Origin of the sequence: Arthrobacter sp. FB24 (assembly GCF_000196235.1) — a bacterium.
Classification (GTDB): Bacteria; Actinomycetota; Actinomycetes; order Actinomycetales; family Micrococcaceae; genus Arthrobacter.
The window spans coordinates 3,267,200-3,282,015 of sequence record NC_008541.1 but is presented as its reverse complement, the minus strand read 5'-3'; the positions used below and the strand labels follow the sequence as shown (position 1 = coordinate 3,282,015).

Sequence of the window (14,816 nt, the reverse complement as noted above, 5' to 3'; positions counted from 1 at the left end):
GGACTGAACCAATGATCAGCGCCTACACCGGCACCCAGATTCGTGAGGCCGAAAAGCCCCTTCTTCTTTCCGGGGCAGGCGCTGTTCTGATGCAGCGGGCCGCCTACGGCCTGGCCAACGCCGTTGTCCGTGAACTCGTTGCCCGGGGGATCCGTCCCTACGGGGCCAGCGTGGCGGTTCTTACCGGCAAAGGTAACAACGGGGGAGACGGGCTCTTCGCCGCGGCCTTCCTGGCCGCCCGGGGACTGCGTACGACGGCGGTGCTCACCGCCGGTGAGGCCCACCCGGACGGGCTGGCCGCCTTTGAACGGGCCGGCGGGCGCGCCCGGACCCTCACCGACCACAACGCCGGTGAGCTGGCAGCGGCAGCCGCCAGCGCCGACGTCGTGATCGACGCGGTACTGGGGACCGGAGCCCAAGGCGGGCTCCACGGCGCCACGGCATCCCTCATCGGGAAGCTGCGCGCCGCCGCCCACGGGTTTGTGGTGGCCTGCGACATTCCCAGCGGCGTGAACGCCGACACCGGCGAGGCCTATGATCCGGTCCTTCCGGCCGACCTCACCGTGACGTTCGGCGGAGCGAAAGCCGGGCTGCTCGCCGATCCCGGCGCCGACCATGCCGGGCGCGTCCTGGTCATCCCCATCGGCATTGAAACCGAACTGCCGTCGCCGGTGCTGAGGCGCCTGGAATCCGCCGACCTTGCCCGGTTGCTGCCCCCGCCGACGCGCCGCTCCCACAAATACACCCGGGGCGTCCTGGGCGTCGTGGCGGGATCGCAACAGTATCCGGGAGCTGCCGTCCTCGCCTGCCGCGGCGCCCTCGCAGCGGGCGCCGGGATGGTCCGGTACCTTGGCCCGCCCGAGCCGACCCGCCTGGTGCGCCAGGCCTGCCCGGAGGTGGTGTGCGGACCGGACAACGTGGCAGACGCGCACGTCCAGGCGTGGCTGGTCGGTTCAGGGATCGCCGAAGGCGACCGCGAACAGCTGCAGCGGGTCCGCGACGCCGTGGAGACGGGACTGCCAGTGGCCGCCGACGCCGGTGCGCTGCCTGCCCTTCCTGATGCCCTGCCTCCGCACGTGGTGCTGACACCGCACGGCGGCGAGCTGGCGCGCGTCCTGCAGCGGTACGGGATCGACCTGGGCCGGCAGGGAGTTGACGGTGCCACCCTCGACGCCGTGCGCCAGGCGGCTGAAAGGACCGGAGCCACAGTCCTGCTCAAGGGCGCCACCACGCTGGTGGCTGCGCCGTACGGCCCCGTTTTCAGCCAGGCTGAAGCCACGCCGTGGATGGCAACTGCCGGAAGCGGTGACGTGCTGGCCGGGGTGCTCGGGTCCCTGCTGGCCCAGCATTCGGATGACGAGGAAAGATTTGCGGCCTGCGGGATCTCCGCGGACCAGCGCTGGGCGGCCATCGGCGCCATGGCGGCGAGCCTGCACGGCCGCGCAGGGACCCTTGCCTCAGCCGGCGGCCCCGTGACCGCCGGTGCCATCGCTCAATCCCTGCCCGAGGTGATGCGGACCTTGTAATCATTCTGCGTAAACCGCGGCAACAAACAATTACTAAACCTACTTACTAGTAGTCTGTCTAGAGATTTATTCGTTACGCACGAGGAGAACACATGGAAGTCTGGCCCGGATCGGCATACCCGCTGGGAGCCACCTTTAACGGCACTGGCACGAACTTTGCGCTTTTTAGCGAAAGGGCCGAAAAGGTTGAACTGTGCCTCTTCGACGACGAAGGCGGGGAGACGCGGATCGAACTCCTGGAAGTCGACGGTTACGTCTGGCACTGCTACCTGCCGCACATCCAGCCCGGACAGAAATACGGTTACCGCGTCCACGGTCCCTACGACCCCGACTCCGGCAACCGGTTCAATCCGAACAAGCTGCTTCTGGATCCCTACGCGAAGGCCGTGCATGGCCAGATCGACTGGGACCCCGCGCTCTTCTCCTACAACATGGGCGACCCCGATTCCCGTAACGACGCCGATTCGGCCCCGCACATGATGATGGGCGTGGTGATCAACCCGTTCTTCGACTGGGACGGGGACCACCTGCCCCGCGTGCCGTACCACAAGTCGGTCATCTACGAGGCCCACGTCAAGGGCCTGACCCAGCTGCACCCCGAGGTTCCGGAAGACCAGCGCGGCACCTACGCCGGCGTTGCACACCCCTCGGTTATCTCCCACCTGCAAAAGCTGGGCATCACCGCGATCGAACTCATGCCTGTACACCAGTTCGTCAACGACGGCATCCTCGAAGACAAGGGCCTGAACAACTACTGGGGCTACAACACCATCGGCTTCTTCGCCCCGCACAACAGCTACAGTTCCACCGGCGACACCGGCCAGCAGGTCCAGGACTTCAAGGCCATGGTCCGCTCGCTGCACCAGGCAGGCATCGAAGTGATCCTCGACGTCGTCTACAACCACACGGCCGAAGGAAACCACCTGGGGCCCACCCTGTCCTTCAAGGGCATCGACAACGCCGCCTACTACCGGCTCATGGACGGCGACGAGAAGCACTACATGGACTACACGGGCACAGGAAACTCGCTCAACGTCCGGCACCCCCACTCCCTGCAGCTCCTGATGGACTCCCTGCGCTACTGGGTCACCGAAATGCACGTGGACGGCTTCAGGTTCGACCTCGCCTCCACCCTGGCCCGGGAATTCTATGACGTGGACAAGCTGTCCACCTTCTTCGAACTCATCCAGCAGGACCCGGTTGTGTCCCAGGTCAAGCTGATTGCGGAGCCGTGGGACGTTGGCCCCGGCGGCTACCAGGTGGGGAACTTCCCGCCGCAGTGGACGGAATGGAACGGAAAGTACCGCGACACCGTCCGCGATTTCTGGCGTGGGGAACCGGCCACCTTGGGTGAATTTGCTTCCAGGATCACCGGCTCTGCCGACCTGTACGAGCACTCCGGCCGCCGTCCGGTCGCCTCGATCAACTTCGTTACCGCCCACGACGGCTTTACGCTCCACGACCTGGTGTCCTACAACGAGAAGCACAACGAGGCCAACGGCGAGGACAACAACGACGGCGAATCGCACAACCGCTCCTGGAACTGCGGCGCCGAAGGCCCCACCGACGACCCCAAGGTCCTGGGCCTCCGCGCCCGGCAGCAGCGCAACTTCATCGCCTCTCTGTTGCTCTCGCAGGGCGTGCCGATGATCCTGCACGGCGACGAGATGGGCCGCACCCAGCAGGGCAACAACAACGGCTACTGCCAGGATTCCGAACTGACCTGGATCAACTGGGACGCGGTGGACCAGCCGCTGGTGGAATTCACCGCCGCCGTCAACGCCCTCCGGCACAAGCACCCCACCTTCCGCCGCAGCCGCTTTTTCGATGGCAGGCCGGTCCTGCGAGGCGAAGGTGAACGGCTTCCGGACATCGAATGGCTGGACGTGGACGGCTCCACCATGAAACCCGAAGACTGGGACAGCGGCTTCGGCCGCTCGGTGGGCATGTTCCTCAACGGCGACGGCATCCGTGGCCGCGACGAACGCGGCCGCCGCATCACGGACGTCAACTTCGTGCTCTACTTCAATGCGCACGACGACGAAGTAAAGTTCACGCTGCCCTCCGACGAATATGCTCCGGCCTGGGACATCATCATCGACACCGCAGGACATAACGCCGACACTGAACCAGTGGAGGCGGGAGGATCGCTGCCCGTCGATGCGAAGTCCCTCGTGGTCCTGCGGGCCCACAGCACCCCCGAAGTGGAACCGGATCATTCAGTGGCCGCTTCGCTCGCTGCCTTGTCCCAGACGACTACCAGTGAAACCGAGGCGCTGACTACGCCGATTGTCCCTGAGCCGCCGCACACCAAGAAGGTCAGGTCGAAGGGGCAGGAGGATTCATGAGGACCCCTGTCTCCACATACCGCCTCCAGATCCGCCCGTCCTTCACGCTCCAGGACGCTGCCGCCGAGGTCCCTTACCTGAAATCGCTGGGCGTGGACTGGATCTACCTGTCCCCGATCCTGACGGCGGAAAAAGGATCAGACCACGGCTACGACGTCACCGACCCGTCCACGGTGGACGCCGACCGCGGCGGCCCCGAGGGCCTCGCAGCGGTGTCCCGGGCGGCCCGCGCCGCCGGCATGGGCGTCCTCGTGGACATTGTGCCCAACCACGTCGGGGTCGCGTCGCCATACCAGAACCCCTGGTGGTGGTCCCTGCTCAAGGAGGGCCGGAAGTCCCCTTACGCCGAGGCGTTCGACGTCGACTGGGACTTCGGCGGCGGACGGGTCCGGCTCCCAGTGCTGGGGAGCGATGACGACCTGGACAAGCTGGAGATCCGCGACGGCGAACTCCGCTACTACGACCACCGGTTCCCGCTTGCCGAGGGCAGCTTTGGCGACGGCGATGACCCCCGTGACGTCCACGCCCGCCAGAACTACGAACTGGTGGGCTGGCGCCGCGCGGATACGGACCTCAACTACCGACGTTTCTTCGCCGTGAATACTCTGGCCGGCGTCCGGGTGGAAGTTCCCCGGGTGTTCGACGAAGCCCATGCTGAAGTGATCCGCTGGTTCCGCGAAGGTCTGGCGGACGGGCTGCGGATCGACCACCCGGACGGGCTCGCTGACCCCGAGGGCTACCTCCGGCGGCTCCGCGAAGCCACCGGCGGCAGCTACTTGCTGATCGAGAAGATCCTGGAACCGGGGGAGGAGCTGCCGGCTTCCTTCGAATGCGAAGGCACCACCGGCTACGACGCCTTGGCTGACGTGGACCGCCTCTTCGTCGACGCCTCGGCGCAGACGGCCCTGGACCAGCTCGACGGCAGGCTCCGCGGCGGAGAACCCGCAGACTATGAGGAAATGATCCGCGGAACCAAACGCCGGATCACCGACGGCATCCTGCACTCCGAGATCCTCCGGCTGGGAAGGCTCATTCCGGCCGGGACAGAACTAGCCGGGACGGCGCTGGATACCGAACTCGCAGCCGACGCGATCTCCGAGATCATCGCTTCCTTTCCCGTCTATCGGACCTACCTGCCGTACGGCGAGGAAGTCCTCAGGGAAGCCTGCAGCCTCGCCGCACGGAACCGGCCGGACCTCGCTGCGGCCATCGAACTGCTGCAGCCGCTGCTGCTGGACGCCGGCTCGGCGCTGGCACAGCGGTTCCAGCAGACCTCCGGCATGGTGATGGCCAAGGGCGTGGAGGACACAGCGTTCTTCCGCTACACCCGGCTGGGCACACTGACGGAGGTGGGCGCCGACCCCACCGAGTTCGCCCTCGACCCGGCCGAGTTCCACCAGCGGATGGCGCGGCGGGAAGCCGAACTGCCGTTGTCCATGACCACGCTGAGCACTCACGACACCAAACGCAGCGAGGACACCCGGGCCCGGATCTCCGTGATTTCCGAGTTCGTGGCGGAATGGGACAAGGTGCTGACCAAGCTGCAGGAACTTGTGCCGCTGCCCGACGGGCCGCTGGCCAGCCTCCTGTGGCAGGCCATCGCCGGCGCGTGGCCGGCGTCCCGTGAGCGACTCCAGCAGTACGCCACCAAGGCCGCCCGGGAGGCCGGCAATTCGACCGACTGGCTGGACCCGAACGAAGCGTTCGAGCAGAAGCTGGCCGCCGCCGTCGACGCCGCGTTCGACAACCCGGAAGTCCGTGCGGAACTGGAGGCCTTCGTGGCGCTCCTGGAACCGTACGGCGCGGCGAACGCGCTGTCCGCGAAACTCGTGCAGCTGACCATGCCGGGCGTACCGGACGTGTACCAGGGCACCGAGTTCTGGGACCGTTCCCTCACCGACCCTGACAACCGCCGGACTGTCGACTTTGCCGAGCGGCGTAAGTCGCTGGCGGCACTCGACTCCGGCGAGCGTCCGGCGTCGTACCAGGACGACGCCGCCAAGCTGCTGGTGACTTCGCGGGCACTCCGGCTCAGGCGCGACCGGCCCGAGCTTTTCACCGCCTACACGGCGGTCACCGCGTCCGGGCCGGCCGCGGCGCACCTCGTGGCGTTCAGCCGCGGAGCCGGTGAGGCTGCGGGCGCTCTGACGCTGGCCACGAGGCTGCCGCGCCGGCTGGAACAGTCCGGCGGGTGGCGGGACACGTCGGTGGCATTGCCGGCGGAAATGACGGACGAACTCACGGGCACCAGCTTCGGACCCGGGCCGGTACCGGTCGCGGACATCCTGGCAAGCTACCCGGTTGCACTGCTTGTTCCAGCTGGCCCGGCTGGCACCGACGGAACGGAGAACCACGGATGACCCACCCCGCAAGCGGAAGCGGACGCTTCGACATCTGGGCCCCGGAGGTCACTGCCATCACGTTGTTGGCCGACGGCTCTGAATACCCCATGAGCCAGCGCGGCGACGGCTGGTGGACGGCCTCGGACGCCCCGGCCGGGGGAGAGGTGGACTACGGCTACCTGCCGGGGACGGACACCACCCCCTTGCCGGATCCCCGGTCCCGCCGCCAGCCGGCCGGCGTGCACTCTCTGTCCCGCACCTTCGACCCCGCCGCCCACGCGTGGGCCGACGGGAACTGGGCGGGCCGGGAGCTGCAGGGTGCCGTCATCTACGAACTGCACATTGGCACGTTCACGCCGGAGGGCACCCTGGAAGCCGCAGCCGGAAAGCTGGGCTACCTCAAGGACCTCGGCGTCGACTTCGTGGAACTCCTGCCCGTCAACGGCTTCAACGGCACCCACAACTGGGGCTACGACGGGGTCCTCTGGTACACCGTCCATGAGGGCTACGGCGGCCCTGCCGCTTACCAGCGTTTCGTGGACGCCGCCCACGGCGCAGGCCTGGGCGTCATCCAGGACGTCGTGTACAACCACCTCGGTCCCAGCGGAAACTATCTGCCGAAGTTCGGGCCCTACTTGAAGTCCGGCGAAGGGAACACCTGGGGCGACTCGGTGAACCTGGACGGCAACGGATCAGACGAGGTCCGCCGCTACATCCTGGACAACGCAGCCATGTGGCTCAGGGACTACCACGTCGACGGGCTGCGGATCGACGCCGTGCACGCCTTCAAGGACGAGCGGGCGGTCCACCTCCTGGAGGAGTTCGGTGCCCTGGGCGACACTGTGGCCGCGGAAACCGGCCGCCCGATCACCATGATCGCGGAGTCGGACCTCAACAACCCCCGCCTGCTGTACCCCCGCGACGTCAACGGGTACGGACTGGAGGGCCAGTGGAGCGACGACTTCCACCACGCCGTCCACGTGAACATCAGCGGCGAGACGGAGGGGTACTACAGCGACTTCGATTCGCTGGGCGCCCTGGCCAAGGTGCTGCGCGACGGGTTCTTCCACGACGGCAGCTACTCCAGCTTCCGCGGCCGGCACCACGGGCGGCCCATTAACACCGGGCTGGTGCACCCCGCAGCCCTGGTGGTGTGCAGCCAGAACCACGACCAGATCGGCAACCGCGCCACCGGCGACAGGCTTTCCCAGTCGCTGTCCTACGGCCGGTTGGCCGTGGCGGCCGTCCTCACGCTGACGTCCCCGTTCACGCCCATGCTCTTTATGGGGGAGGAATACGGCGCCACCACGCCGTGGCAGTTCTTCACCTCCCACCCCGAGCCGGAGCTGGGCAAGGCGACGGCGGAAGGCCGTATCAAGGAGTTCGAACGCATGGGGTGGGATCCCGCCGTCGTACCTGATCCCCAGGATCCGGAGACCTTCAACCGTTCGAAACTGAACTGGGCCGAGGCCACCGAGGGTGACCATGCCCGCCTCCTGGACCTCTACCGGACCCTGACGGCGCTCCGCCGTTCCACCCCGGAACTTGCGGGGCTGGGCTTCACGGACACCGCGGTGGACTACAGCGAAGAGGAGGGGTGGCTGCGGTTCCGGCGTGGAGACGTGCTGGTGGCGCTGAACTTCTCCGAACAGACGGTAAAGCTCGAAGATGCGGCCGGATCAGTGTTGCTTTCCACCGACGAGGCATCAGTGCCCGACGGCGGCTCGCTCTTGCTGGCGCCGTGGAGTGCCGTCATCGTGAGGGCCTGACCCGCTTGATTGCTGTTGCTGCGCCGCGGGCTATTTGTGTCAGCCCGCGGCGTAACAACGGATTTGTTGGCTGTAGCCTGCGTCACAGCTGGCAGGATTGCAGGTATGACTTATTCTGCAGCGGAGAACCGCTATGAATCCATGCCCTACCGCCGCGTCGGACGCAGCGGCCTGAAGCTTCCGGCGATCTCCCTGGGGCTCTGGCACAACTTCGGCGACGATAAGCGCTTCGACGAGCAGCGCGCCATCCTCCGCCGCGCCTTCGACCTGGGCGTCAACCACTTTGACCTGGCGAACAACTACGGCCCGCCGGACGGCTCCGCAGAAACTAACTTCGGCCGCCACCTGCAGGACGACTTCAAGCCGTACCGCGACGAGCTGGTCATCTCCACGAAGGCCGGTTACTACATGTGGCCGGGCCCGTACGGCGAGTGGGGCTCCCGCAAATACCTGATCTCCAGCCTGGACCAGTCGCTGCAGCGCATGGGCCTGGACTACGTGGACATCTTCTACAGCCACCGCCCGGACCCTGAAACGCCCATGGAAGAGACCATGGGTGCGCTGGACTACGCCGTCCGCTCCGGGAAGGCACTCTATGCAGGCATCTCCTCCTACACCCCGGAACAGACCATCGAGGCCGCCCGGATCCTGAAGGAGCTCGGCACCCCGCTGCTCATCCACCAGCCCAGCTACTCCATGCTGAACCGCTGGACCGAAGACGGCGCACCGAACCTCTACGAGGCGCTGGACCAGGTGGGCGCGGGTTCCATTGCGTTCTCCCCGCTGGCACAGGGCATGCTGACGGACCGCTACCTGAACGGCGTCCCGGCCGATTCGCGTGCAGCCAAGGAACGGTTCCTGTCTGAATCGGCGCTCACCGAGGACAAGCTGGACCGGGTGCGCGCGCTCAACAATATCGCCGCAGGCCGCGGCCAGTCGCTCGCGCAGATGGCCATCGCCTGGATCCTCCGCGACCAGCCCAAGGGCTCACCCGTGACGTCCGCGCTGGTGGGCGCGTCCAGCGTCAAACAGTTGGAGGACACCCTGTCCGCCATCAACAACCTGGCGTTCTCGCAGGAGGAGCTGAAGGCGATCGACGAGTTCGCCGTCGAATCCGACATCAACCTCTGGGCGCAGAAGTAGCGCGCCCTAACAGGGCCGACGCGTATCAGGGCCGCGTAACAGAACCGTCCATGTCATAAAGCCGGGGCCGGGAACAACTCCGGCCCCGGCGGGGTTGGCTACAATGCAAGGGCGCCCAATGGCGCCGTGCCCATCAGCCGCCGTCGCTCATCAGAGCGCTGCCGCGCCGGGCACTGAAGTTTGTTCTCAAAGGAGTTCCGTGTCTTCAAATCCGATTCGTGTTGCCATCGTCGGTGTGGGTAACTGCGCCGCGTCCCTGGTCCAGGGTGTCCACTACTACCGGGATGCCGACCCCCAGGCCACGATTCCCGGTCTGATGCACGTGGAGTTCGGCAAGTACCACGTCAACGATGTTGAATTCGTTGCAGCCTTCGATGTCGACGGCAAGAAGGTCGGCGTTGACCTGGCCGACGCCATCCTGGCCAGCGAAAACAACACCATCAAGATCGCCGACGTCCCGCCCACCGGCGTAACGGTCCAGCGCGGCCCCACCCTGGACGGCCTCGGCAAGTACTACCTTGAGACCATTGAGCAGTCCCCGTCAGAGCCGGTCGATGTTGTCCAGGCACTGAAGGACGCCAAGGTTGACGTCATGGTCTGCTACCTGCCCGTTGGATCGCAGGAAGCCGCCGAATTCTACGCACAGGCCGCAATCGACGCCGGCGTGGCCTTCGTCAACGCCCTGCCCGTCTTCATCGCCGGAACCAAGGAGTGGGCGGACAAGTTCACGGCCGCCGGTGTCCCGATCGTGGGCGACGACATCAAGAGCCAGATCGGTGCCACCATCACGCACCGCGTCATGGCCAAGCTCTTCGAAGACCGCGGCGTCACGCTGGACCGCACCTACCAGCTGAACGTCGGCGGCAACATGGACTTCAAGAACATGCTGGAGCGCGACCGCCTCGAGTCCAAGAAGATCTCCAAGACCCAGGCCGTCACGTCCAACGTCGAAGCTGAACTGGCCGCCAAGGACGTGCACATCGGCCCGTCCGACTACGTCCAGTGGCTCGATGACCGCAAGTGGGCCTTCGTGCGCCTCGAAGGACGCAACTTCGGTGACGCCCCGGTGTCGCTCGAATACAAGCTGGAGGTCTGGGACTCACCCAACTCCGCCGGCGTGATCATCGACGCCATCCGCGCGGCCAAGATCGGCCTGGACCGCGGTATCGGCGGCCCGCTGCTCTCGGCGTCCAGCTACTTCATGAAGTCCCCGCCGGAACAGTTCAACGACGACCTCGCCCGTGAAAAGGTTGAGGCCTTCATCCGCGGAGACCTGGAGCGCTAAGCCCTCCCGCTTTCCCCGCGACGCTCTCTCACTTTTGGTGGGTTTTGGCGCGACGCTCTCTCACTTTTGGTGGGTTTTGGCGCCGCTCTCTCACTTTTGGTGGGTTTTGGCGCGACGCTCTCTCACTTCCGGTGGGGGAGCGTCGCGCTTAAACGTCATTTTCATATCTGCGGATGGCGTGGCTGGCCTGTGCAAGCGCCAGGAGCCTGAGCAGCAGCCGGCTGTGCATGTGCATCCCGACTGCGGCAGTGAGAATAAGCTGGTCGACGCTGTCCGGCGCCGTCGTGGCCGCGATATCGATCCCGGCGACGTCATCCATAGCCTTGCTGTACGTGTCCAGCACCTCAGGTGAGACACGGATGTTGAGGCTTTCCATCAACTCGACATGCGCATTGAGCGCGTTCCGGGCGTCGCTCTGGGCATCGGGCCAGCCCCGAAGACGTACGACGGCGTCAGCCGCCGGTGTGCCGACGCCGCCACCCGTTGTGGCGTAGCTGTCCAGCTCCAGCACCACGCGCTGGACTGCCGCCAACAGGTCAAGCCGCGGTGCGCCGTCGTCGGCCATTCTGAGCAGACCGCGGATCTGTTCGATGGTCAGTCCGACTATCCGGCGGAGCGCCTGGATCAATTCGAGTCGCTCGACGTGCCGCGCTGAATACTGCGCGCGGGTTGGGTGGACGGCCGCCCCGGCGGGCAACAGGCCCTCACGCAGGTAATACTTGATGCTGGCGGCCGAGACCCCCGACCGCTCACTGAGTTCCTTGAGCTGCATCCGCGCCTTCTTGGGTTCGAGGCTTGGGTCCATTGGATAGTGGATCCGGCGCCGACTATCCTGATGTACATGCCTGGATAGTGGCTCTATCCTAAGGCTATGGAGCACTGGAATGTACTGCTTGTCAGTCATGTGATCGCAGCGTTGTTCGTCCTCGTCATTGGCCCCTTTCAAATACTTCGCCGTCGACGCGACCGCATCCACCGCACGATGGGCTACCTGTGGGTGGCAGCCATGTACTACGTCTGCTTCAGCAGTTTCTGGATTGTGACCGCCGGACATTTCACCTGGCTGCACGGGCTGTCCGCCTTCACCATCGTGACCGTTACCCTCGGCCTTGTGAGTGCAATTCGCGGCAACGTTCCGTCGCACCTGGGAAACATGGTGGGTAGCTATATCGGTATCTCCGTGGCGTTCATTTTCGCCGTCGCGGTGCCGGGACGGGCCATCCCGCAACTTCTTGCCGAGGACCCGGCCTCCGCGGCGTACGTTGCCGGGCTGGTGGTGCTGAGCGTGGCGGTGATGTTCGTTTCACTCAAGCGCGGTGGCAGTACCGGGGTGGCAGCCAAAGCAAAGGACCAGACGCTCTCTCATTCCCTACAGGTTTAAGACTGATCCTCTCTCACTTTTGGCGGGTTTTGGCGCAACGCTCTCTCACCCGGCGTCGGCAAAACCGGACGCTTGGGGATGATCGAGCCATGCGGTGCGCAGCAGTCGTTTGATCTTGCTGACGGCCGGCCGGCAACCATCAGCAAGATCGTCCTTGCCGAGGATCAGGACCGTCCAGCCAGCCGACTCAAATGCTTTGTCCCGCCGTCTGTCGCTGAAGATCTGGGCGTCGAGAAGGTGATGTTCGCCGTCGTACTGGATGGCGAGACGCCGGTGACGGTAGCCCAGATCAGCCGTGGGCGACACGGCATCCGTTGGGCGCAACGCCAACTGGAGCTCCGGCTCAGGGAGGCCGGCGTCGGCCATTGCCAGGCGGAGAAGCGATTCGGGCGCGGAATCCGCACCGACCCGCATGAGGTGCAGCGCCTCCCGGGCACGGACTACACCCTGCAGGTTTGGGTGGCGGCCAACCAAGGTGCGGAGACCGTCCAAAGTGTCATAAGGCCGGGTGCGTCCCTCGAACGCCACTCGCGGGACACGGATCAGCTGATCCCCCATGCACACCAGATCGCTCACCGGCAGCCGTCGCGCCAGATCCAGCCAGGTCCGCGAACGGGTACTGACGCGGAGGCCATCGATCGATTCAATCTCGTCCTCGAGGGCCACCACCGTGTGGCCGATAACGCCGCTGCGGCGCACAGAGGGCAGGGCCCGGGGCTTGCTCAAGTGCAACTCCGTCGAGTCAGCTAGCCAGGGTGGCAGGAGTTGGCAGTGAAGCCGGGCTGCCGTGACGTGGGATATCCAAGCCCCTGGCGACGCGGTAGACAACGCCCTTGCAGCGGCCTCCAGTTCGAAGTTCCAGTCTGACGGCCGGTAGAGTCCGCGGCCCACATGAACCACATCTTTCCGCCGCAGCCTGGCCCTGGAAACTCCGGACGCCCGCGCTGAATCCAACGTGAATGGAGCCACCGCCAGATGGCCGGGCAATTCGTTGCGCTTTTGCATGCTGGCATTGTTACCCGAAAACCACTCGCGCTGCAGAAGTTATCCACAGGCAGCTGTTTGGTCGGCAGGAAGTGAGAGAGGGTCTGGGAAAAATCGGCAGGAAGTGAGAGAGGGTCTGGGAAAAACCGGCAGGAAGTGAGAGAGCGTCTGGGAAAAACAGGCTGGAAGTGAGAGAGCGTCTGGGAAAAACAGGCTGGAAGTGAGAGAGCGTTTGGGAAAAACCGGCAGGAAGTGAGAGAGGGTCTGGGAAAAACCGGCAGGAGGTGAGAGAGCGTCTAGAAGAGGCCGAGGGGCTTGCCGGTGTCGTCCACGTCCATCCGCAGGGCTGCCGGAACCTTGGGCAGACCCGGCATCGTCATCACCGCGCCGGTCAGGGCCACGATGAAACCCGCCCCGGTCTTGGGGATGAGGTCCCGTACATGGACCGTGAAGCCTTTCGGTGCGCCCAGGCGGGTGGCGTCGTCACTGAAGGAGTACTGGGTCTTGGCCATGCAGACGGGCATGCCGGCCCAGCCGTTCTTCTCGATTTCGGCAAGGCGCTTGAGGGCGGGAACGGAGAAGTCCACGCCGTCGGCCCCGTACATTTCCTGCACGATGGTGCGGATCTTGTCCTCCACAGACAGCTCCAGCGGGTAGAGGTGCCGGAAGCTGTGCGGCGCCTCGAGCGCCGCGAGCACCTTGGCCGCGAGCTCGTCGCCGCCGTCGCCGCCGCCGCCGCGACCCCAGACGTCTGCCACCGCGGCCTGCACCCCTTCGCCGGCGCACCACTCCAGCAGCCAGTCCAACTCCTCCGGGGTGTCAGTGGCGAACTTGTTGACGGCCACCACGGGAGTGATTCCGAACTTCTCCACGTTGCGGATGTGCCGCCGGAGATTTGCCGATCCGGCGGCCAGCGCCTCCACGTTGGGCTCCTGCAGCCGGTCCTTGGCCACACCGCCGTGCATCTTCAGCGCCCGTACGGTTGCCACGAGCACGACGGCGGACGGCGCCACGCCTGCCACCCTCGCCTTGATGTCCATGAACTTTTCCGCGCCCAGGTCTGCGCCGAAGCCGGCTTCGGTGACCACGATGTCCGCGAGCCGGCGGGCGGTCTGGGTGGCGATCAGCGAGTTGCAGCCGTGTGCGATGTTGGCAAACGGGCCGCCGTGCACCAGGGCCGGAGTGCCGGCGATGGTCTGCACGAGGTTGGGCTTGATCGCATCCCTGAGCAGCATGGTCAGTGCACCCTGGACCCCGAGGTCCGCCACCGTGACGGGTTCGCGGTCATAGGTATAGCCGAAGGTGATGCGGCCCAGCCGGGCACGGAGATCGGCGATGTCCGTGGCCAGGCAGAAGACCGCCATGATCTCCGAAGCCACGGTGATGTCGAAGCCGTCCTGCCGCGGGACGCCCTGGGCCGGACCGCCGAGGCCGATGATCACTTCGCGGAGGGAGCGGTCGTTCATGTCGAGGACCCGTTTGAAGGTCATCCTGCGGGGATCGATGTTGAGTTCGTTGCCCTGGAAAATATGGTTGTCCACCAGGGCCATGAGCGCGTTGTTCGCCGAGGTGATGGCGTGGAAGTCGCCCGTGAAGTGCAGGTTGATTTCCTCCATGGGCAGCACCTGGGAGTAGCCTCCGCCGGTGGCCCCGCCCTTCATCCCAAGAACGGGACCCAGGGACGGCTCACGCAGCGCAATCATCACGTTCCGGCCCGCCCGGGCGAGGGAATCCGCCAGACCCACCGTGGTGGTGGACTTCCCCTCGCCCGCCGGAGTGGGGGACATCGCGGAGACGAGCACCACCTTGCCCGGCAGGCGCTTCGGTGCCCCTGCCGGATCTATAAGCTTCGCCGGATCGATTTTCGCCTTGTACCGGCCATAGAGTTCCACGGCGTCGGCGTTGATGCCTGCCGCGGCGGCGATGTCACCGATGGGGCGCATGGTGGCGCGCTGGGCGATTTCCAGGTCACTCATGACGTTGTTGTCAGACATCGTTGTCCTTCAGTTCGTGGCTTCAGGGAAAACCGTTCGGGGGT

Annotated in this window: 10 protein-coding genes; 7 read left to right on the top strand and 3 right to left on the bottom strand. The window is 65.7% G+C overall.

Translation table 11 applies throughout. The annotated features are described in order from the left end of the window. Window positions 1-11 precede the first annotated feature (11 nt). From ARTH_RS14785 to ARTH_RS14760, 6 genes are all read left to right on the top strand, one after another. A complete protein-coding gene (locus ARTH_RS14785; protein ID WP_011692748.1) occupies window positions 12-1,526 on the top strand; it encodes a bifunctional ADP-dependent NAD(P)H-hydrate dehydratase/NAD(P)H-hydrate epimerase in 1,515 nt (504 codons plus the stop codon). A 92-nt stretch (window positions 1,527-1,618) separates the two neighbouring features. Further along, window positions 1,619-3,874, top strand: coding sequence for a glycogen debranching protein GlgX (gene glgX, locus ARTH_RS14780; protein WP_011692747.1), 2,256 nt, complete (start codon window positions 1,619-1,621; stop codon window positions 3,872-3,874). Continuing rightward, entirely contained in the window at window positions 3,871-6,234 is a 2,364-nt protein-coding gene (treY, locus tag ARTH_RS14775; RefSeq protein WP_011692746.1) for a malto-oligosyltrehalose synthase, read from the top strand. The genes glgX and treY overlap by 4 nt, the downstream gene beginning before the upstream one ends. Continuing rightward, complete coding sequence (gene treZ / locus ARTH_RS14770) at window positions 6,231-7,985, top strand: malto-oligosyltrehalose trehalohydrolase (RefSeq protein ID WP_011692745.1); 1,755 nt, start codon at window positions 6,231-6,233, stop codon at window positions 7,983-7,985. The genes treY and treZ overlap by 4 nt, the downstream gene beginning before the upstream one ends. 105 nt (window positions 7,986-8,090) lie before the next feature. Further along, a complete protein-coding gene (gene mgrA, locus ARTH_RS14765) occupies window positions 8,091-9,128 on the top strand; it encodes an L-glyceraldehyde 3-phosphate reductase (protein ID WP_011692744.1) in 1,038 nt (345 codons plus the stop codon). Between the two features lie 199 nt (window positions 9,129-9,327). Further along, window positions 9,328-10,413 (top strand): inositol-3-phosphate synthase, encoded by a 1,086-nt coding sequence (locus tag ARTH_RS14760; RefSeq protein WP_043429946.1) that lies wholly within the window; start codon window positions 9,328-9,330, stop codon window positions 10,411-10,413. A 148-nt stretch (window positions 10,414-10,561) separates the two neighbouring features. Here the strand turns inward: ARTH_RS14760 and ARTH_RS14755 are convergent, their stop codons facing one another. Beyond that, window positions 10,562-11,218: a MerR family transcriptional regulator gene (locus ARTH_RS14755; RefSeq protein WP_232223524.1), complete on the bottom strand. Its 657-nt coding sequence runs from the start codon at window positions 11,216-11,218 to the stop codon at window positions 10,562-10,564. Window positions 11,219-11,284: 66 nt separating this feature from the next. Between ARTH_RS14755 and ARTH_RS14750 the strand changes: the two genes are divergently transcribed. After that, a complete protein-coding gene (locus ARTH_RS14750; RefSeq protein ID WP_011692741.1) occupies window positions 11,285-11,794 on the top strand; it encodes a DUF2306 domain-containing protein in 510 nt (169 codons plus the stop codon). A 45-nt stretch (window positions 11,795-11,839) separates the two neighbouring features. Here ARTH_RS14750 and ARTH_RS14745 read toward each other — a convergent pair whose 3' ends face one another. Further along, window positions 11,840-12,799, bottom strand: a complete 960-nt coding sequence (locus ARTH_RS14745) for a hypothetical protein (RefSeq protein ID WP_011692740.1) — start codon at window positions 12,797-12,799, stop codon at window positions 11,840-11,842. Window positions 12,800-13,074: 275 nt separating this feature from the next. Beyond that, window positions 13,075-14,772, bottom strand: coding sequence for a formate--tetrahydrofolate ligase (locus ARTH_RS14740; RefSeq protein ID WP_011692739.1), 1,698 nt, complete (start codon window positions 14,770-14,772; stop codon window positions 13,075-13,077). Window positions 14,773-14,816 lie beyond the last annotated feature (44 nt).